The following is a 17,499-nucleotide window of genomic DNA, read 5'->3' on the forward strand; positions in this document are numbered from 1 at the left end:
GTGTAAATATGCGATAGTGGCGTAGTTGGTAACGCGCGACCTTGCCAAGGTCGAGACCGCGGGTTCGAGTCCCGTCTATCGCTCTCTGAAAAAAGCGTCCTGCTTCGGCGGGGCGCTTTTTGTGTCAGTAGCAATCGATTGGTATTAAATTTGACATGCGAGTGCGGGGAGAAAAGAAAAGCCAAAGAATCTTAGGATATGTATGACGCAAGCATAAGGAAGTGTACCGACTATCGGCGACAGCGTAAGCGTCAATGTCTCGGCGACAGAGTTGTCTTTAAGATATGTATTCGGCCCTCGATTCGAGGAAGAAAAAGACTTCGCAAACTCGCGTTTAAAACTGTGCGCAGTCGGAAGGGTTTTGCTATAATTTAAGTTCAGGATAGTAACATGTTCTGTTTGCCGTTCAAATCAGAGGAAAGCTCTGTTTGCTAACCGATACAGAGAAAGGCAAAGAGGGCGGTTTTGTCATTCAGAAAGGAAACGAAGTTGTATGGAGAGAGAAGAGCTTAAGTTGGAAGACTTTTTGCGTGTCAAGAACGGAAACGATGTGCGCGGCACGGTGATTGAGACCGCGGACGAGGAGATTACGCTGACCGCGGAGATGGTTAAGTGCATCGCTGCGGCCTTTGCCGACTATCTCTCGGATGATCCGGAGATGGACCGGGAGACACTCCGGATTGCCGTCGGACACGACAGCCGCGTCTCTGCGGAGATGATGGAAGAAGCCTGCCTCGAGGGTCTCAGAGGCGTGCAGAGAAGCCGTTGCGGACTCATTACGACCCCGGCCATGTTCCAGTCGACCATACTGGATGAGGCTTCGTTCGACGGCGCCATTATGCTGACGGCGAGCCATCTGCCCTACCAGCGGAACGGCATGAAGTTTTTCACGGTGGGCGGTGCGCTTTCCGGTAAGGAACTCGACGGCATTTTGCGGCGCGCATATGAGATTTACGCACCTGCGTCCGACTTTCCACTTCGCAGCATTTATGCGGCCCATATGCGCGACATTATCTGCGAAGAGGCGGGCGAAGAGAAGGGAAGCAAAGTTCTGGACGGCCTTAAAATTGCAGTGGATGCCGGCAACGGCGCGGCCGGTTTCTTTGCGACCGAGATACTCGAGCCGCTCGGCGCGGATGTGAGCGGCAGCGTGTTTCTTGCGCCGAACGGTAACTTTCCGAATCATGTGCCGAATCCCGAGGACAAGCGTGCCATGGACGCGGCAAAGCGCGCCGTACAGGCATCGGGCTCGGACCTGGGTGTGATTTTTGACTGTGACGGCGACCGTGCTGCCGTGGTCTTTTCGGACGGAACCGAAGTGAACCGGAATAAGCTGATCGCACTGCTCGCGGCCATCGAGGCAGAGACGCACCCGCATGCGATTATCGTAACGGATTCGGTCACCTCGGACGGCCTGACGCGCTTCCTTGAGGGGACGCTCGGACTCCGGCATTTCCGGTATCGCAGGGGTTATAAGAACGTCATCGACAAGGGACTTGAGCTCACCATGAGCGGTGAAGATTGTCCGCTTGCGATCGAGACCTCGGGGCACGGTGCCTTTGAAGAGAATCATTTTTCGGATGACGGTGCCTACATCGCAGCAAAGATCATCGGCCGCCTTGCCCTTCTCAGAAAGAAGGGACAGCGCATTGAGGATATGATTGCGGAGCTTCAAAATCCCGCAGAGGAAGAGGAGCGTCGCTTCCAGATTCTGGTGAGCGATTTTAAGTCTTACGGTGCAGGCGTTCTGGAGCGTTTCCGCGCCTTTGTCGAAAAAGACCCGCGCTTTACCGTGGTCGAACCGAACTATGAGGGCGTTCGTGTGAGCTGTAAGGACGGGGAAGCCGCAGGCTGGATACTGCTGCGGCAGTCTCTGCATGATCCGGTGCTTCCCATGAATCTGGAAGCGGAAAACGAAGGCGGCCTTGCGGTTCTCTGGTCGCGCGTGGAGCCCTTCTTCGCATCGGAGAAAAAATTGCTGCAAAAATAAAAAAGAGACTTGACCTCCGAACATATTATGCTATACTAACTTTTAGTTGAGGCTAATGTTTGATAGGTTGACTTAAGTTGAAAGCCCGCAGAAATGCGGGCTTTTCCTTGACAGGGCAGTTAGTTGCGACAACACGCGCGACACCGAAAGGAGCGAAAAGATGAATGTTGTGATCATCGGCGGAAACGAGTGTATGGAGCGGCAGTATTGCGATCTCTGTACCAAGCACGGATGTAAGGCGAAGGTCTTTTGCAAGTTCAAGAACGGTATGCGGGACAGAATCGGCAAGCCCGATTTAATGATACTGTTCACACATACAGTCTCACACAAGATGGTCCAGTATGCATTGAACTCGGCGGGAGAAGATACCTGTGTGGTGCGTTCTCATACGAGTTCCATGTCCTCCCTGAAGGGAATACTGGCAGAACACACGGCATAAGCAATGTCGGATGCATTTCTTGTCGAGCATTGTGCGCCGACGTTCGCGGGTCTGAAGACCGGAAATCTGTTCCGCATCGACTATGCGGATGCGCGTTTATTTCGCGATGAGCTCCGGCAGCTCAACGGAACCCTAAAGCACAAGGGGCTACGGGCGGTACCGGTGCGCATGACAGAGTGCTTTGCACTCATCTATCTCTATCGGCCGGATTTCCTCAAGCGAGATCTCGGTCGGGAAGAAGCGGCGAGTATATTGCGGGAGCTTGGGTATGAGCCGCAGAGTGTGAACCGCTCGGTTGCCTTTCTCGCGCGTATGATGCGGGAGAAGACCGAGTTTCCGCATGAGGTGGGACTGTTTCTCGGCTATCCGCCGGAGGATGTACGCGGCTTCATGAAGAGCAGCAGGGACGGGGTGAAATGTGTCGGCTGTTGGAAGGTCTACGGAGACGAGATCAGGGCCAGGGAAGTGTTTTGGCGCTATCGCCGTTGCAAGGAAGTGTTCGAGGAGAACATGCAGCGCGGGCGCAAGTTGGAAACACTGATTGTCCGCTGCGGTGCGGAACAGCGTGCGGAAAAAGGAAACTGTGGGCGGCGTCAAAATCGCGTAAGTCCTGTTCAATCCGCGTAAGCGGAGCTAAATCACAAAGAAAAGGAGACTATCAATATGAGCAAGGTCGCAGTGGTATTCTGGAGCGGAACCGGCAACACGCAGGCAATGGCAGAGGCTGTTGCGGAGGGCGCGAGAACCAAGGGCGCTGAGGTCACGGTGCTCGGACCGAGCGAGTTCAGCGCAGACCAGGTGGCGCTCTACGATGCAATCGCATTCGGTTGCCCGTCCATGGGTGCAGAGGTCCTCGAGGAAGAAGAGTTCGAGCCGATGTTCGCGTCTGTCGAGGGTGCGCTTCACGGCAAGAAGATTGCGCTCTTTGGCTCCTGGGGCTGGGGCGGCGGTGCTTGGATGAACGACTGGGAGGCAAGATGCAATGACGCAGGCGTTCTGATGCAGCACGCACCGGTTATGTGCCAGGAGGCACCGGACGATGCGGCACTTGCGGAGTGCAAGGAGCTCGGCGAGTCTCTGGTCTAAACAGCAGTCATCTTATCATAATATATCCTCCTAATAACGTACGGTGGAGAGTGTCGCGGTGAAAGTCGCGGCACTTTCTTCGTTTCGGCAGCTTCTACGTTGCGGGGGTCTTCTTATCGTGTTAAAATGGCAATATGTGCTAAGGCGCACGAGAATAGAGAGGAGAAACGTATGAGCAAAGTTGCGATTGTTTACTGGAGCGGCACGGGACACACGAAGAAGATGGCAGAGGCAGTGAAGGCCGGCGCAGAGAGCAAGGGCGCTGAAGTCACGCTGTTTGCACCGGCTGATTTTGACGGCGCAAAGGTGCAGCTTTTTGATGCAATTGCGTTCGGCTGCCCGGCGTACGGCGCGCAGATGGGTGCCGAGGTCCTCGAGGAGCTCGAGTTCCAGCCGATGTTCGATCGCGTGAAGGGCGCTCTGGACGGCAAGAAGGTTGCTCTCTTCGGTTCCTGGGGCTGGGGCAACGGCGCATGGATGAATGACTGGGCTGCGGCATGCAAGGATGCAGGTGTCCTCATGCAGCACGAGCCGGTCATCTGTAAGGAAGAGCCGGATGAAGCAGCGCTTGCGGCATGCAAGGAGCTTGGAGCTTCCCTGATTTAAAATCGGAATATCATATGTAAAAAGAGCTGTGGTGCGAACTGCCCACGGCTTTTTTTTTGTATCGTTTGACGTTCTTAACGGAAAGAGATTGACAAAACAAACTTGTGAATTTAGAATCACAATGACGTAAGTGATAGATTCTTCTAACCTAGAACTTCGAAGGAGGTTTGTATGCTGCCCTTGGCTTTTACGAATGCTGAAGATTATGTTGAAGTGGTTCGCGTCGGCGGAAATGATGAGGCGAAACAGCACTTAAGTGACCTCGGTTTTGTGCCGGGTGCTTATGTGACTGTCATTTCTTCGCACGGCGGCGACATTATTGTCAATGTGAAAGAGTCCAGACTCGCAATCACGCGGGAGATGGCGCAGAAGATTCAGGTGCAGCCGGCAAAGAAGGATTGAGAGAGGAGGCAGAGATGAAGACACTGAAAGACATCCCGGTCGGTTCTAGCGCGGTGGTTGTGAAGATTCACGGCGAGGGTGCGCTCAGAAGACGCATTATGGACATGGGCATCACGAAGGGCACGGAGATTTATGTCCGCAAAGTGGCACCCCTCGGAGATCCGGTCGAGATCACGGTCAGAGGTTACGAGCTTTCGCTTCGAAAGGCGGATGCGGAAATTCTGGAGATGCAGTAAGGAAAGAGGGGGATTTAGATGGCAATTAAGATTGCACTGGCAGGTAATCCGAACTGCGGTAAGACAACGCTGTTCAATGACCTGACCGGAAGTACACAGTATGTCGGTAACTGGCCGGGCGTTACGGTCGAGAAGAAAGAGGGACGCTTAAAGGGACACAAGGATGTCATCATCCAGGACCTTCCGGGTATCTATTCGCTGAGTCCGTACACCTTAGAGGAAGTGGTCACCAGAAACTACCTCGTAACGGAGAAGCCGGATGCGATTCTGAACATCATCGACGGCACGAACATCGAGAGAAACCTTTACCTGACCACCCAGCTTCTGGAAATCGGTCTCCCGACCGTCATCGCGGTCAACATGATGGACCTTGTCAGAAAGAACGGCGATGAGCTGAACTTAAAGAAGCTCTCCGAAGAGTTGGGATGCCCGGTGGTCGAGATGAGCGCCCTGAGAGGTGAGTCCACGAAGGCAGCGGCAGAGCTGTGTCTCAAACTTGCCGAGGAGCATAGAAAGGGTGAGCTCCCGCATGTGTTCACCGGCTCCGTGGAGCACGCGCTTGCGCACATCGAGGAGTCGATTGAGGGCAAGGTAGATTCGGTCAACCTTCGTTGGTTTGCAATTAAGTTCTTTGAGCGCGATGAGAAGGCTATCGAAAAGGTTCAGCTGGATGCTGCGACCAAGGAGCACATCGAGCAGCACATCAAGGACTGCGAGAAGGAGATGGATGACGACGCCGAGTCCGTCATCACGAACCAGCGCTACGAGTTCATTCAGAAGGTTGTCGCGGACTGTGTGAAGAAAAAGGCAGTCAAAGGTCAGCTCACGACTTCGGATAAGATTGACCACATTGTCACGAACCGCTTCTTGGCGTTGCCCATCTTTGCGTTTATCATGTGGTTTGTCTACTTCATCTCGGTTACCGCAATCGGTACGCCGCTCACGGACTGGACGAACGATGTCTTCTTCGGTAAGATTGTGACGAATGCCGCAAATAACTTCATTGCGACCTTCCACCTGGCTGACTGGATGCAGAGCCTGCTTGTCGAAGGCATCATCGGCGGTGTCGGCACCGTCCTCGGCTTTGTGCCGCAGATGTTAATTCTGTTCTTCTTCCTGTCCTTCCTCGAGGACTCGGGCTACATGGCGCGTGTCGCATTCATCATGGACCGCGTGTTCCGTCGTTTCGGTCTCTCCGGTAAGTCCTTTATCCCGATGTTGGTCGGAACGGGCTGCGGTGTTCCGGCTATCATGGCGTCCAGAACCATCGAGAATGAGAAGGACAGACGTATGACCATCATCCTCTCGACCTTCCTGCCCTGCTCGGCGAAGATGGAGATCGTCGCAATGATGGCAATTACCTTCTTCCCGACCAACCACTTTGTGGCGCCGGGCATGTACTTCCTGGGCCTCGCAATCGTGATTCTCTCCGGTATCGCACTGAAGAAGATGAACTACTTTGCGGGCGATCCGGCACCGTTTGTCATGGAGCTTCCGGCTTACCACATGCCGTCCGTGAAGGGTGTTCTGATTCACGTCTGGGAGAGAGCAAAGGCCTTCATGATTAAGGCCGGCACAATCATCTTCATCGTCTCTGTGTTCCTGTGGGTACTCATGCACTTTAACACCTCCTTCCAGTATGTCGCGGATGATTTGGACAGCAGCATCCTGAAGGTCATCGGTGAGGCGATTGCGTTTATCTTTGCGCCGCTTGGCTTCGGCTCTTGGCAGGCAGCGGTGGCTTCCGTCAGTGCGGAGCTCGCAAAGGAGCAGGCAGTGAGTACGCTCGGCATACTTGCACACGCGGCTTCCGACGCTGAGGCGGATGTTTCTACGGCTATCTTCCACATGTTCAACGGCAGCCAGCTTGCGGGCCTTAGCTTCCTGCTCTTCAATATCTTTGACGCACCCTGCATGGTTGCAATCGCGACCGCGTTCCGTGAGCAGGGACAGTCGAAGTGGGGTTGGATTACCTTCGGCTTCCAGATGGGTCTCGGTTATTGCCTCTCGCTCTGCGTGTTCCAGCTCGGTAGCCTTGCCCAGGGCGGCAGCTTTACCTTCTGGACCGCGGTCGCAATTCTTCTGGTGCTTGCCGCACTCTACTTCATTTTCCGTCCGGCACCGAAGCACGTGAAGCATGAGAATGTGAGTGCCGTTCGCGCAAACGGCTGAGTATCGCGTAACATTTCATTTTGTTTGATTAGAAAGTGAGGACAGTGACGATGAATCCTGAAACCATCGTGGTACTTCTTGTCCTGGTTGTATTGCTGGTTCTGGCAATCCGCTATTGCATGCGGAACGGCTCCTGCGGCGGTAACTGCGGCGGTGCTTGCGGCGGTGACCACAAGCACCACTGCGCGCCGACGGGCTGCTCGAGTTGCTCCCACCTCGAAGAGGAGAAGGCAGAGGTGCCGGAGCGCTTCCGTCTGAAGAAGTGAGCGGCATCTGATTTGTAAGTTTCTTAGGAGGTAGAACTATGGTCAAGAATATCATTCAGATTGACGGCATGGCTTGCAGCATGTGCGAGGCGCATGTGGGCGATGCAATCCGGAAGCAGTTTCCGAATGCGAAGAAGGTGAGCGCATCCCACGGGAAAAAGGAGGCAAGTTTTGTCACCGAAGAGCCCGCGGATGAGGCGACCGTCAAAAAGATGATCGATGAAACCGGCTACCACTACGAGGGCTTCCGCACGGAACCCTACGAGAAAAAGGGATTCTTTGGTCTCTTTGGCTGAATCCGAGAAGAGAAGCGCCCGTCCGGGTTTACCGGGCGGGCGCTTTTTTGTGGCTTATACAGGAGCAGTGCCGCGATCGCTGAGGGGATATAACAGCTTCTGCACGCTCGTAGCTATTTTCCGCGCGCGGACAAAGGGAGAGAAAGTGCGCCACACGGGTGGGAGACGCTCTTTTCGCCCGCAAACGGAAAAGCCGGGAGAGAAGGTGAGCCATGCGGGTAGGAGCGCTCTTTCCGCCCTCGCGCGGAAAAAGAGGAGAGAAAGCGTACCACACGAGTGAGTGCGTTCATTTCGCCCGCGCTCGGAAAGGCGGCCGTGGAAATGCCTGATAAAATTTGCTACACTGGGACGGAAGATCGGAGGTGTTGTCATGACAGAAAAAAAAGAACTGCGGAAGCGCTGCATCGAGAGGATGAATGCGCTGCCGCAGGACTACTGCCGTAGGGCGGATGAAACGATATTCTCGGAAGTTCTTTCGCTCCCGGAGTATCGGAGCGCAAAGACGGTATTTTGCTTTGTCGGGATGCAAGCGGAGATCCGGACTGCTGTCTTGATTGAAGAGATGCTCCGTGCAGGCAAGCAGGTCGCCGCGCCGCGCTGCGCGGGCAAGGGAATTATGCACGCACATGTAATCCACAGTCTCGCGGAGCTGCGCCCGGGGACTATGGGTATCCCTGAACCTTCGGCGGAGGCACCTGTGGTAGCGCCGACAGCACTGGACCTTATACTCCTGCCCTGTGTGAGCGCGAATCGCTCGGGGGCGCGCCTCGGCTACGGCGGCGGGTTTTATGACCGCTATCTGCCGAAGAGCCCTGCGTTTCGGGCACTTCTCATCAGAGAGCGCATGCTGAGCGACGAGATACCCTTAGAGCCGCACGATCAGCGGGTCGATGCGTTGATTACCGAGACAGCTGTGTTTCGAATCGGAAATCAGAGCGAGAAGGAAGGCATGTCCTGAATCGAACGGAAGTAGCGCTCGGCGCGGAGCAGATTTTCTTCGCTGCCGCTGAGCATAAGGAGTACGCTGCCTTCTGCCCCGCAGACGCCGCCCGCGGCGAGCAGGTTTGCACGGAGGGAGAAGAGAGCTTCGATGGCATGGAGCTCGGTGTAGACCTCACCGCAGCTCTCAAGCAATCTGAGTCCCTTGCTGTCGCCGCTTCGATTTGCGAGTGCCGCAAGCTCGTTGATCGGGCGTTCAACGCGCTTTTCAAGGCCGACCGGGTGAATGAGGCGGGTGCGCCGTCCGACCGCCGCTTGGAGTATGGGCATCATGGTGCCGCCGACCGGGCTTCCGATCAGCACACCGGCGCTCCGACTCTTCAGATGAAGCGCGTTTGCCCCCTTTAAGATAAGATCTTCTTGCCCGAGGGAGTCGGCCACATCAAAGATGGTTTTATCGGTCAAGAGTTCTCCCGCCCGTACGATGAAGTCCGCGTTCTGCGGGGCGGAATGCGCGCCGGCGCGCGCAGGTCCGAGTTGGAGGCCGCGGTGAAAGCCATTCGGAGAGAAGGAGAGAGAGAGCTTTTCTGCGAGCGCTGCGGCGACCGCGGCGTTTGTGCTGCCCATGATGACGACGAGGCAGTGCTCCTTTGCGGCGCGCAATACGGCCTCATCGGTCGCGAGTGCGTCTGCGATAAGGCGCTTCCCCATGGAGACGGTGAGCAGAAACTGACGGGATGATTCGGATGTTGACATGGAAAGATTCCTTTCTGTAACTTGATTTTAAAAGTATAGCATGATTTGAGGAGGTCGTATGCACTTAGACCACAGTCTCTTTTACAGCTTGGACCACTACGAGTACGGCGAGGCCTATTACGGCAGCTGTCAGTCCGTCTATTACCGCCTCGGCATTGAACCGCTGGAGAACGTGCACTGGACGCCGCCTGAGAAACGAGAGCCGCACACGCTTCGCGCCTATGTCTGGGACGGTCCTTATTCCTTTCACGACACGGAAGAGGAGAAGCGCTTCCGGGACTTTTCCTACAGCGCGGAGGGGCTCGAAGAGGCCATTACTTGGATCGAAGAACAGTGTGAGAACGCAAAACCGCTCCGACTTTGAGTCGGAGCGGTTTTTCTGCCTGTCGTATGTTTTATTCGTTTCGCATGGCCGCGAGCGGGCTTAGACGCATGGCGCGCTTGGCGGGCAGATAACCTGCGGCCGCGCCGATGAAGATGGCAAAGACAATCGCAAAAAGTGCAAGCCAAATGGGAATGTAGGAGATGGCCGCTCCTTTGGCCCCTTGATAGAAGACAGAGAGCTGTTCGCTGCCGCCGGTCGAAACAAGGAAGTTGATAAGCAGCGAAATCAAAAGACTTAGGACGGTGCCGATGATACCGCCCATCAGCCCGATGAAACCGGACTCAACGAGGAAGAGATCTCGGATGTTGGTCATATCGCAGCCGAGCACCTTCATGACGCCGATTTCCCTTGTTCTCTCGTAGATGGACATCATCATCGTGTTGATGATGCCGATGGCCGCAACGAGGAGCGAAACCGCGCCGATGCCGCCGAGCACTGCCTGGACCATGCCGGTGAATTGCTTGGACTGCTCGAGCCACTCCATATTGGAGTCTGCCTGGTAGCCGAGGGTCGCGATTTTTTTCTGCACCTCGGAGACATGGGACATGTCATCCACAAAGACATAGGCCTGTGAATACACATAGTAGTCGACCGGCTTTCCCTTCTTGTTGAGTTTCGGCTCGGGGACCAGGTACTTCCGATAGCGCTGCTTTAAAAAGCTTTTTAGCGTATCGATGTCACAGTAGACCGAATAGCTGTAGCTGTTATAGCCGCTGCTGCCGCCGTCCAGGATGGCGGCCGTATCGAGGATGTATTTCTTCTGTCCCTTTTCCGCATTGTCTCCGCCCGAAGAAGAGGGGGCGGAAGATTGGGCGGAAGTGCCCGAGCCGCCGCCCGAGCCGCCGCTAGAGCCGCCGCTTGTTTTCGGCGCGGGTTTATAGCCCTCCGGGAAGATGAAGAAGATGGTATCCTTCATCGGATCGATTTGCACGTCTCCGCTGCTGCCGATGTTTCCGGAGCCGGATTTTGAAGCCTTATAAAAATTATCCTGAAAGTGATTGCCGTAGACCAGACTCAGATTGTCCGCATTTGCGGGCGGGAGCTTACCGGATTTTACGGGGAGCTCCTTCAAAAATGCCTGCGACACGCCGGTCAGCGACAAATATCCTTCATAGGGGCCGCACTTTGCGGTCACGGAGACATCCAGCTGAGGACTCACATCTTCCACGTGATCGAGCTGCTTCAGTTGTTTCAGCGTGTCATCGGTGATTTCCGTCTCGTTGCCTTTTTGATTAAAGGCGTAGACCGTGATGGTCTTCATGGAGCCCGCTTCCTGGTAAAGCTGCTTGGTCTGGCGGCTCATACCGAGACCCAGGCTCATCATCACAAGTATCGACGAAGTGCCGATGATCACACCGAGCACGGTCAGCACGGTCCGCGTCTTTCGCCGGAAGAGATTGCGGAGTGCGAGTGTCAGGAGATCCCGGAATTTCATTCCGCGTCGCCTCCCTTACGTTTTTCCTTGCGCATTTTGTAGATACCGAGAGCCGCTGTGGCAATGCCGATCGGAATCCCGAAGAGCGGGATAGGCGAATGCTTTTTCTCCGGCTTCTTCTCACTGTCGGCATCGGTCTCGGGCACATCCGGCGCAGGTTCGGTGACGGTCAGGGTGAGGGTTTTCTCTTCCTTGGTCACGTTGCCGTTTACATCCTCGTACTGGATGGTCATTTTAATATTGTTTTCCTCGCTGCTCGCCGCGGCGCCGCTCAGCATCGCATCGACGCTGCCGCTGTCGCCGGACTTGATGTTGCCGAGGTAGGCGCTCGCCTTTTTAATCGCATCGCCCTCAAAGTTCACCTGCACATTGTAGAGCATCACGCGACCCGTGTTGTTCAGGTTGAACATGACATTGCTCTCTTTGCCGATCTCGATGCTGTCGGGCGAGAGCTCCGGCGTGGAGATAGAGTAGCGGGCCACCTGGAAGACAGGAATATCGAGGGTCAGCTTATCTTCGGCGTTCTTAAACGCGGGAGAGTCAAACTTCTCATTCAGCGTGATGGTATAAGAACGCGGATCCACACCCGCGGAGGCCTCGAGGTTCAGTCTGAGTTCCTTTGCCTCCCCTGCTTTCAGGCTGTTAATCACAAAGGAATTGGAGCCCGCCTCGGTCGAAAAGACCGAGGAATTGTCCACTTTCTCGGACTCTGCGGAGAGCAAAATATTGCTTGCGGGAATATCTCCGGAAGCGTTCTTCACGCTGAGAACCAGAGTGAAGGGCTGACCGGCAAACACTTTTTCGGGTTCCGTGCGATATCCGTCCAGGATGATGCGGGCTTTCTGGCGGTCGTTTGGGTTGAAGTCGCCCTGCTTGTTGTCCGCCGCCGGCGGCTGTTCGACCATGGAAGGATTGTTGATGCGGACATAGCTCACATAGGTCTCCTGATAAGAGACGGTCGCATCCGGCGTGAGCTTATAACTCACGGTGTAGCTGAGCGGGTAGTAGCCGTTCGCCGCATTCTGCATGATGGCCATTGAGTAGTCGGCACTCAGCACCTCATCCGGCTGCGCGGACTCAAAGTTTCGATCGTAGTTTGCGTCGTTCAGATTAAAGGGGAAGCCCGTGGAGGCCTGTGACTTGTTCTGTGCCGTTGCCTGCAGCGAAGCGCCGTCCGCAAGCGCCGTATTCATGTGTACCTGAACGCGGTACACCGGCACCTTTCTCTGGTTCCGGAACTTTAAGCTGTAATTCATGACGCCGGGCGCGGTGCCGACCGGGGTTTCCTGGCCTTCGCCGAGCACAAAGGTCTTGTCGCCGGTTGCGGTCGAAGGATTTGCGACTTCGCCCGCTGCCTTGATGTACACGTTGATGAACTCCACCTGCATGGGGCCGCGAAAATCCGCGGTGTTGCTGCCGGGAAGCGCATAATAGAAAGCGACCGGAACGCCGTAGTAGCCTTCCTTGGCATCGGCGCGGACGGTGACGTGTAAGGTCACGGTCTTATACTCGCCGGCTTTCAGCGAGGCAAAGCGGTTTTCCTCGGTGAAGGTCGTTGCGTTAATCTCAAAGGGGTAGTTGCCGCCGTCTACGGTGAAGGCCGAGTTGCCGCCGTAGGCCTTGTCAATGCCGGATTTCTGACCGGCCCTCCAAGCGTCGTAGAGATCGTTCTCATCTTCTTTGTCGTAGGGATTCTTCTGATCTGTCGTGTTCTGATCCGGGTCCTTGTCCTGCTTCAGATAATTCTGATCGTTCGAGAGACGCACAATGACGTTTTGGATTTCCGCGGTCTTCGGATTCTTCATGCCGCTCGTGTTGTTATAACCGACGCGGAAGCTTAAATTCATGTCCTGGCCGGGATAACCGACTTGCACTTCGTTGGCGTCATGGACAAAGGTGTTGAGATTTGTGTTCACATAGGACGCGTGCGCGAGGCGCGGGGGAATCAGGAAGAAGAGGAGCAGCGAGAGTGCTATCTCCAGTGCGAGCACACGGAGAAATACAGAACTGCGATGAAGTTTTGCCTGCATAGTGATTTATCCTTTCCGTTCTACAATTTTGCCGTCCACAATGCGAATCTGTTGGTCGGCGCGGTCTGCAATCGAGTTGTCGTGGGTGACCATGACGAGGGTCACCTTTTGTTCCCGGACAATGTCCTTTAGAAGTGCCAGCACCTCGGCGCTCGTCCTGGAGTCGAGGTTACCGGTCGGCTCATCGGCAAAAATGAGCTCCGGTCTGCTTGCGAGGGCACGGGCAATGCCCACACGTTGCTGCTGGCCGCCCGACATCTGACCGGGCATGTGCAGGGCCTGATCCAGTATGCCGATGCGCTCCATGTACATTCTTGCCGTCTTTTGTCTTTCTTCCTTTCCGACACCGCGAAAAAGGAGCGGGAGTGCTACATTTTCTTCCGCGTTCATGGTCGGAATCAGACCGTAACTCTGAAAAATAAATCCGACATGCTCGCGGCGAAAACGAACCAGCTGTTGCTCGTTCATTTTCTCGAGTTTTTTTCCGAGTATATGTATGTTGCCGCTGCTCGGCGGCTCAAGTCCGGCAAGCAAATTCAGGCAGGTGGATTTACCGGAGCCGGAAGTGCCGACAATTGCGAGAAAACGGCCCGGATACAGGTCAAAACTGACCCCGTCCAGAGCGTGAACCTCGCTCTCGCCGACGTGATATATCTTTTTTAAATCACGTACGGAGATAATAGGTTCTGCCAAATGAATATCCCTCCTATCATAAATACGATAAGGCCTTTGCGGGCATCGCCACGTTCGAAAATAATCCGAATGATGAGTTCAGCTTAGAGTAGTTCCGCGGGAATAGCAAGGAAGATTTTCTTGTAAAAATCGATATAAAAAACGGAAAAACGTAAGCTTTCGCTTGCGACGAAGCGCGAAGTGCTTTGTCTGGTCTAAAAGAAGATAGCGTGATATAATTAACCGCGTAAATCGACAAAGCGCGCCTTTATACTTAGAAAGACGCAAAACAGAGAGAAAGGTTTCAGGAGGAAGCGATGAAAAATTGGAAGAGACAAATTGTCGCAACGGCTGCAGCAGTTTTGCTCGGCCTGGGACTTGTGGGCTGCGGTGCGGCGAAGAGCGAGAGTACGGCAGCGAGCAGTGCGGAGAGCAGCGCAAAGGAGAGTGGCAGCGAGAGCACAGCGGCGGCGAGTGCTGCGGAGTCGAAGACGGATGCCGACACAGCGCTTCGCGTGGGCGCGTTGAAGGGACCGACCGCGATGGGGCTTGTGAACCTCATGCAGGACAGTCAGGACGGCAAGAGCGAGGGTAAGTACGAGTTCAGCATTGCGTCGCAGCCGGATGAAGTTGCGAGCAAGCTGGTCTCCGGTGAGCTGGACCTCGCGTTGCTTCCGGCAAATATGGCTTCCGCCCTCTACAATAAGACGGAGGGCAAAATTGCGGTCGTCAACATCAACACACTGGGCGTCCTCTACTGCGTGAGCGGGGATACAAACATTCACGGTGTACAGGATCTCGCGGGTAAGACCGTGTATACCACCGGACAGGGCGCGACACCGGAGTATGTGCTTCGCTATTTACTAAAGGAGAACGGTGTCACGGATTGCAATTTGGAATTCAAGTCGGAGCCGACCGAAATCGCATCCCTGCTCGCTGCGGATGCAACGGCGATTGCGGTGCTCCCGCAGCCCTTTGTTACGGTCGCGGAGGCAAAGAACGAGCAGCTTAAGACCGCCTTTTCCCTGACCGATGCATGGGACAGCTTAAATAACGGCTCCCGTCTCGTGACCGGTGTGACGGTGGTGCGCAAGGATGTGCTTGAGAGCCGTCCAGCGGAAGTTGCGAACTTTGTCACGGAGCAGGAGAGAAGTGCGGCGACGGCGGTTGAGGATGTTGACCGGACTGCGGCTCGCGTGGTCGCCTTCGGCATCCTGGAGAATGAGGGCATTGCGAAGAAGGCACTCCCGGCCTGCAACATTACCGCGATTACCGGTGAGGAAATGAAGAAGGCGCTCTCGGGCTATTTAAATGTGCTCTATGAGGCAGATCCGAAGGCAGTGGGCGGCAAGCTTCCGGACGATGCCTTTTACGCGGTGACCGAGGCAAAATGAGAGAAGGGCTGAAAGCGCAGAGCAGGGAGCTGTTTCGCTGGTGCTTTTGGCTGCTGCTCTGGGAGCTCGCGGCGCGCCTCTTACACAACCGGCTGCTGTTGGTGGGACCGCTCGAGACGATCGGCGTCTTGTTTCGTATGGCGCTTGGAGCAAGTTACTGGCAGGCGGTCCGGAACTCCACCCTGCGTGTGCTGGGCGGGTTTTTAACCGGGGCGCTTGCCGGCATAGGTCTCGCCGTTTTGGCCGAGAAGAGAGAGGGACTCAGATGGATTCTGAGTCCCTTTGTGAATGTGATAAAGGCCATACCCGTCGCGAGTTTTGTAGTGATTCTGTTGATTTGGGTGGGAAATCGAAATGCCTCTCTCTTTATCTGCTTTTTTGTCTCTTTCCCGATTTTTTATCTGAATACACTGGCCGGTCTCGGCGCAACCCCGAGAGAACTGCTGGAGGTCGCGAGGCTTTACCGGCTCTCGCGCCACACGCGCGTTCGGGCACTTTACCTTCCGGTACTCGCGCCTTTTTTGGAAAGCGCGCTGAGTCTTTCGGTCGGTGTGAGCTTTAAGGCGGGGGCGGCTGCCGAATTGATCGGACAGCCCCTGCTCTCTTTCGGCAACGGTCTTTACCGCGCAAAAATTTACTTGGAAACCGGTGAGGTTTTTGCCTGGACCCTGAGTATTGTGCTCTTTGCAATGCTCGCAGAAAGACTTTTGTCGCTTTTGCTCCGCGCCCTGCTTTCCTCGGGCGTAAAATGAGCAAAAGGTATGCGGAAAAGGACAAGATACAGCGTGGCTTTTCGCCGGGATTATGCTAAAATGATAGCATTGTCACGCTAGGAGGGAAACTATGATTAACAACGACGAGGCACTGATCCAAACAAGGCATCTGGTGATTGAAGAGACCTGCCGTCTCGCCTGGAACGATCAGCTGGATGAACAGCACAAAGAGGAAATGGTGTTTAAAATCATCCCGGGGCCAAAGCCGGCCATCGGTAGATGTTGTGTTTATAAGGAGAGAGAAATTGTCCGTCACAGAATGCGGCTTGCGAGCGGCGAGAATACCTTGGACAATTTGGAGTCGAAGAACGAAGTTCAGGTCATTAAGCCGGCCTGCGACGAGTGTCCGCTGTCGACCTACACGGTCACGGATAACTGCCGCCTTTGCCTCGGTAAGGCCTGTCTGTCTTCCTGCCACTTCGGCGCGGTGACCATAGGCGAGTTCCGTTCCCACATCAATTCGAAACTCTGCAAAGAGTGCGGTATGTGCGCGCAGAACTGTCCCTACGGCGCGATTGTACACCTTGTGCGTCCCTGTAAGAAGGCATGCCCGGTCGATGCCATCACCTATGATGAGTACGGTATCTGCGTCATCGATGAGAACAAGTGCATTGAGTGCGGACGCTGCATCCACAGCTGTCCCTTCGGCGCAATCTCTGCGAAGAGCTACCTCGTGAAGGTGATTGAGGAGATCAAGGCGGGCAAAGAAGTCATTGCTATGTGTGCCCCGGCAACCGAGGGTCAGTACGGCGAGAAGGTCGGTATGGGTTCCATTCGCAACGCGCTGAAGAAGATGGGCTTTGCGGACATGGTCGAGGTTGGCCTCGGCGGTGATATGACCGCGGCTTACGAGGCACTCGAGTGGTCGGAGGCGAGAAAAGAGGGCAAGAAGATGACAACTTCCTGCTGCCCGGCCTTCATCAACCTCTTAAAGAAGCATTTTCCGCAGCAGTACGAGGAGAACATGTCCACGACGGTCTCCCCGATGTGCGCGGTGTCCCGTTACTTAAAGGCGACCCATCCGGGCTGCGTGACGGTCTTCATCGGACCCTGTGTCGCGAAGAAGGCAGAGTCCGCGGATAAGTCTGTCGAGGGCAATGCGGATTATGTTATGACTTACGGTGAGTTCAATGCCTTCCTCCGTTCGGCGGACATTGTGCTCGAGCCGGAAGAGAGTGAGCGCCAGGAGGCTTCGATCTACGGAAAGCGCTTTGCGACCTCGGGCGGCGTGGCAAACGCTGTGCTTGAGTGCATGAGCGAGCGCGGCGAGGATGTCTCTGATGTGAAGCTGCTCCGCTGTGCGGGCGGCGCGGAGTGTAAAAAGGCCCTGCAGCTCCTGAAGCTCGGCAGATTGCCCGAGGACTTCATTGAGGGTATGGCCTGCGTGGGCGGCTGTGTCGGCGGCCCCTCGAAGCACAAGACGGAGATTGAAATCAAGCGTTCCCGCGAGACGCTCTTGAAACGCGCGGACGACAGAAAGGTGCTCGACAACCTGAAGAATTACCCGATGGAAAAGTTCTCGATGCACCGCGACGGTCACATGGATTTGGAGGAGCTGAAGCGCGCCGAGGGCGAGGCCTAAGTCTCGAAAGAAGCGCTGATGTTTTCAGCGCTTCTTTTCA

General features: G+C 55.2%; 19 protein-coding genes and 1 tRNA gene. 16 read left to right on the plus strand and 4 right to left on the minus strand.

What is annotated here, in order from left to right; all coding sequences use genetic code 11:
* Nucleotides 1-10: 10 nt before the first annotated feature.
* From QU660_RS03850 to QU660_RS03905, 12 genes are all read left to right on the plus strand, one after another.
* Nucleotides 11-83: transfer RNA gene (locus QU660_RS03850), tRNA-Gly, on the plus strand.
* A 410-nt stretch (nucleotides 84-493) separates the two neighbouring features.
* Entirely contained in the window at nucleotides 494-1,990 is a 1,497-nt protein-coding gene (locus QU660_RS03855) for a phosphomannomutase/phosphoglucomutase (RefSeq protein ID WP_304947009.1), read from the plus strand.
* Between the two features lie 160 nt (nucleotides 1,991-2,150).
* Nucleotides 2,151-2,429 (plus strand): DUF2325 domain-containing protein, encoded by a 279-nt coding sequence (locus QU660_RS03860; RefSeq protein ID WP_009531838.1) that lies wholly within the window; start codon nucleotides 2,151-2,153, stop codon nucleotides 2,427-2,429.
* A gap of 3 nt (nucleotides 2,430-2,432) precedes the next feature.
* Nucleotides 2,433-3,056 carry a DUF3793 family protein gene (locus QU660_RS03865; protein WP_304947010.1) on the plus strand — a complete coding sequence of 208 codons (624 nt, stop codon included), beginning with the start codon at nucleotides 2,433-2,435 and terminating at the stop codon, nucleotides 3,054-3,056.
* A 36-nt stretch (nucleotides 3,057-3,092) separates the two neighbouring features.
* Entirely contained in the window at nucleotides 3,093-3,515 is a 423-nt protein-coding gene (locus tag QU660_RS03870; RefSeq protein ID WP_304947011.1) for a flavodoxin, read from the plus strand.
* A gap of 171 nt (nucleotides 3,516-3,686) precedes the next feature.
* Complete coding sequence (locus QU660_RS03875; protein ID WP_304947012.1) at nucleotides 3,687-4,121, plus strand: flavodoxin domain-containing protein; 435 nt, start codon at nucleotides 3,687-3,689, stop codon at nucleotides 4,119-4,121.
* A 171-nt stretch (nucleotides 4,122-4,292) separates the two neighbouring features.
* Nucleotides 4,293-4,523 (plus strand): FeoA family protein, encoded by a 231-nt coding sequence (locus tag QU660_RS03880; protein ID WP_304947013.1) that lies wholly within the window; start codon nucleotides 4,293-4,295, stop codon nucleotides 4,521-4,523.
* Nucleotides 4,524-4,537: 14 nt separating this feature from the next.
* Entirely contained in the window at nucleotides 4,538-4,759 is a 222-nt protein-coding gene (locus QU660_RS03885; protein WP_304947014.1) for a FeoA family protein, read from the plus strand.
* Nucleotides 4,760-4,777: 18 nt separating this feature from the next.
* On the plus strand, nucleotides 4,778-6,931 hold the full coding sequence (gene feoB / locus QU660_RS03890) for a ferrous iron transport protein B (RefSeq protein WP_304947015.1): 2,154 nt from the start codon (nucleotides 4,778-4,780) through the stop codon (nucleotides 6,929-6,931).
* 50 nt (nucleotides 6,932-6,981) lie between these two features.
* The gene (locus QU660_RS03895) at nucleotides 6,982-7,197 is read left to right on the plus strand and encodes a FeoB-associated Cys-rich membrane protein (protein WP_304947016.1); all 216 of its coding nucleotides are present in this window, start codon (nucleotides 6,982-6,984) and stop codon (nucleotides 7,195-7,197) included.
* Between the two features lie 38 nt (nucleotides 7,198-7,235).
* A complete protein-coding gene (locus tag QU660_RS03900; protein ID WP_304947017.1) occupies nucleotides 7,236-7,493 on the plus strand; it encodes a heavy-metal-associated domain-containing protein in 258 nt (85 codons plus the stop codon).
* 370 nt (nucleotides 7,494-7,863) lie between these two features.
* Complete coding sequence (locus QU660_RS03905) at nucleotides 7,864-8,451, plus strand: 5-formyltetrahydrofolate cyclo-ligase (protein WP_304947018.1); 588 nt, start codon at nucleotides 7,864-7,866, stop codon at nucleotides 8,449-8,451.
* On the opposite strand, the gene QU660_RS03910 is transcribed toward QU660_RS03905, so the two are convergent.
* Nucleotides 8,424-9,188, minus strand: coding sequence for a hypothetical protein (locus QU660_RS03910; protein WP_304947019.1), 765 nt, complete (start codon nucleotides 9,186-9,188; stop codon nucleotides 8,424-8,426). The genes QU660_RS03905 and QU660_RS03910 overlap by 28 nt on opposite strands.
* Nucleotides 9,189-9,246: 58 nt before the next feature.
* Here QU660_RS03910 and QU660_RS03915 point away from each other — a divergent pair, with 58 nt between their 5' ends.
* The gene (locus tag QU660_RS03915; protein WP_304947020.1) at nucleotides 9,247-9,552 is read left to right on the plus strand and encodes a hypothetical protein; all 306 of its coding nucleotides are present in this window, start codon (nucleotides 9,247-9,249) and stop codon (nucleotides 9,550-9,552) included.
* Between the two features lie 31 nt (nucleotides 9,553-9,583).
* Here QU660_RS03915 and QU660_RS03920 read toward each other — a convergent pair whose 3' ends face one another.
* Genes QU660_RS03920 through QU660_RS03930 form a run of 3 tightly spaced genes read right to left on the minus strand, consistent with a single transcriptional unit; the run spans nucleotide 9,584 to nucleotide 13,731 of the window.
* Entirely contained in the window at nucleotides 9,584-11,008 is a 1,425-nt protein-coding gene (locus tag QU660_RS03920) for an ABC transporter permease (RefSeq protein WP_304947021.1), read from the minus strand.
* Nucleotides 11,005-13,038 carry a COG1361 S-layer family protein gene (locus QU660_RS03925; protein WP_304947022.1) on the minus strand — a complete coding sequence of 678 codons (2,034 nt, stop codon included), beginning with the start codon at nucleotides 13,036-13,038 and terminating at the stop codon, nucleotides 11,005-11,007. The genes QU660_RS03920 and QU660_RS03925 overlap by 4 nt, the downstream gene beginning before the upstream one ends.
* Nucleotides 13,039-13,044: 6 nt before the next feature.
* Nucleotides 13,045-13,731, minus strand: coding sequence for an ABC transporter ATP-binding protein (locus QU660_RS03930; RefSeq protein WP_304947023.1), 687 nt, complete (start codon nucleotides 13,729-13,731; stop codon nucleotides 13,045-13,047).
* 296 nt (nucleotides 13,732-14,027) lie between these two features.
* On the opposite strand from QU660_RS03930, the gene QU660_RS03935 reads away from it, so the two are divergent.
* From QU660_RS03935 to QU660_RS03945, 3 genes are all read left to right on the plus strand, one after another.
* A complete protein-coding gene (locus tag QU660_RS03935; protein WP_304947024.1) occupies nucleotides 14,028-15,104 on the plus strand; it encodes an ABC transporter substrate-binding protein in 1,077 nt (358 codons plus the stop codon).
* Entirely contained in the window at nucleotides 15,101-15,856 is a 756-nt protein-coding gene (locus QU660_RS03940; protein ID WP_304947025.1) for an ABC transporter permease, read from the plus strand. The genes QU660_RS03935 and QU660_RS03940 overlap by 4 nt, the downstream gene beginning before the upstream one ends.
* Nucleotides 15,857-15,947: 91 nt before the next feature.
* Complete coding sequence (locus QU660_RS03945) at nucleotides 15,948-17,459, plus strand: 4Fe-4S dicluster domain-containing protein (RefSeq protein ID WP_304947026.1); 1,512 nt, start codon at nucleotides 15,948-15,950, stop codon at nucleotides 17,457-17,459.
* Nucleotides 17,460-17,499: the final 40 nt, after the last annotated feature.

Origin of the sequence: Stomatobaculum sp. F0698 (assembly GCF_030644385.1) — a bacterium.
In the GTDB taxonomy this organism is placed as follows: Bacteria; Bacillota; Clostridia; order Lachnospirales; family Lachnospiraceae; genus Moryella.

Coding starts and splice junctions, on each gene's coding strand:
- QU660_RS03940 (WP_304947025.1), top strand. CDS start 15,101: ATGAGAGAAGGGCTGAAAGCGCAGAGCAGGGAGCTGTTTCGCTGGTGC.
- QU660_RS03905 (WP_304947018.1), top strand. CDS start 7,864: ATGACAGAAAAAAAAGAACTGCGGAAGCGCTGCATCGAGAGGATGAAT.
- QU660_RS03880 (WP_304947013.1), top strand. CDS start 4,293: ATGCTGCCCTTGGCTTTTACGAATGCTGAAGATTATGTTGAAGTGGTT.
- QU660_RS03875 (WP_304947012.1), top strand. CDS start 3,687: ATGAGCAAAGTTGCGATTGTTTACTGGAGCGGCACGGGACACACGAAG.
- QU660_RS03935 (WP_304947024.1), top strand. CDS start 14,028: ATGAAAAATTGGAAGAGACAAATTGTCGCAACGGCTGCAGCAGTTTTG.
- QU660_RS03920 (WP_304947021.1), bottom strand. CDS start 11,008: ATGAAATTCCGGGATCTCCTGACACTCGCACTCCGCAATCTCTTCCGG.
- QU660_RS03925 (WP_304947022.1), bottom strand. CDS start 13,038: ATGCAGGCAAAACTTCATCGCAGTTCTGTATTTCTCCGTGTGCTCGCA.
- QU660_RS03910 (WP_304947019.1), bottom strand. CDS start 9,188: ATGTCAACATCCGAATCATCCCGTCAGTTTCTGCTCACCGTCTCCATG.
- QU660_RS03860 (WP_009531838.1), top strand. CDS start 2,151: ATGAATGTTGTGATCATCGGCGGAAACGAGTGTATGGAGCGGCAGTAT.
- QU660_RS03865 (WP_304947010.1), top strand. CDS start 2,433: ATGTCGGATGCATTTCTTGTCGAGCATTGTGCGCCGACGTTCGCGGGT.
- QU660_RS03885 (WP_304947014.1), top strand. CDS start 4,538: ATGAAGACACTGAAAGACATCCCGGTCGGTTCTAGCGCGGTGGTTGTG.
- QU660_RS03895 (WP_304947016.1), top strand. CDS start 6,982: ATGAATCCTGAAACCATCGTGGTACTTCTTGTCCTGGTTGTATTGCTG.
- QU660_RS03915 (WP_304947020.1), top strand. CDS start 9,247: ATGCACTTAGACCACAGTCTCTTTTACAGCTTGGACCACTACGAGTAC.
- feoB (WP_304947015.1), top strand. CDS start 4,778: ATGGCAATTAAGATTGCACTGGCAGGTAATCCGAACTGCGGTAAGACA.
- QU660_RS03855 (WP_304947009.1), top strand. CDS start 494: ATGGAGAGAGAAGAGCTTAAGTTGGAAGACTTTTTGCGTGTCAAGAAC.
- QU660_RS03900 (WP_304947017.1), top strand. CDS start 7,236: ATGGTCAAGAATATCATTCAGATTGACGGCATGGCTTGCAGCATGTGC.
- QU660_RS03870 (WP_304947011.1), top strand. CDS start 3,093: ATGAGCAAGGTCGCAGTGGTATTCTGGAGCGGAACCGGCAACACGCAG.
- QU660_RS03945 (WP_304947026.1), top strand. CDS start 15,948: ATGATTAACAACGACGAGGCACTGATCCAAACAAGGCATCTGGTGATT.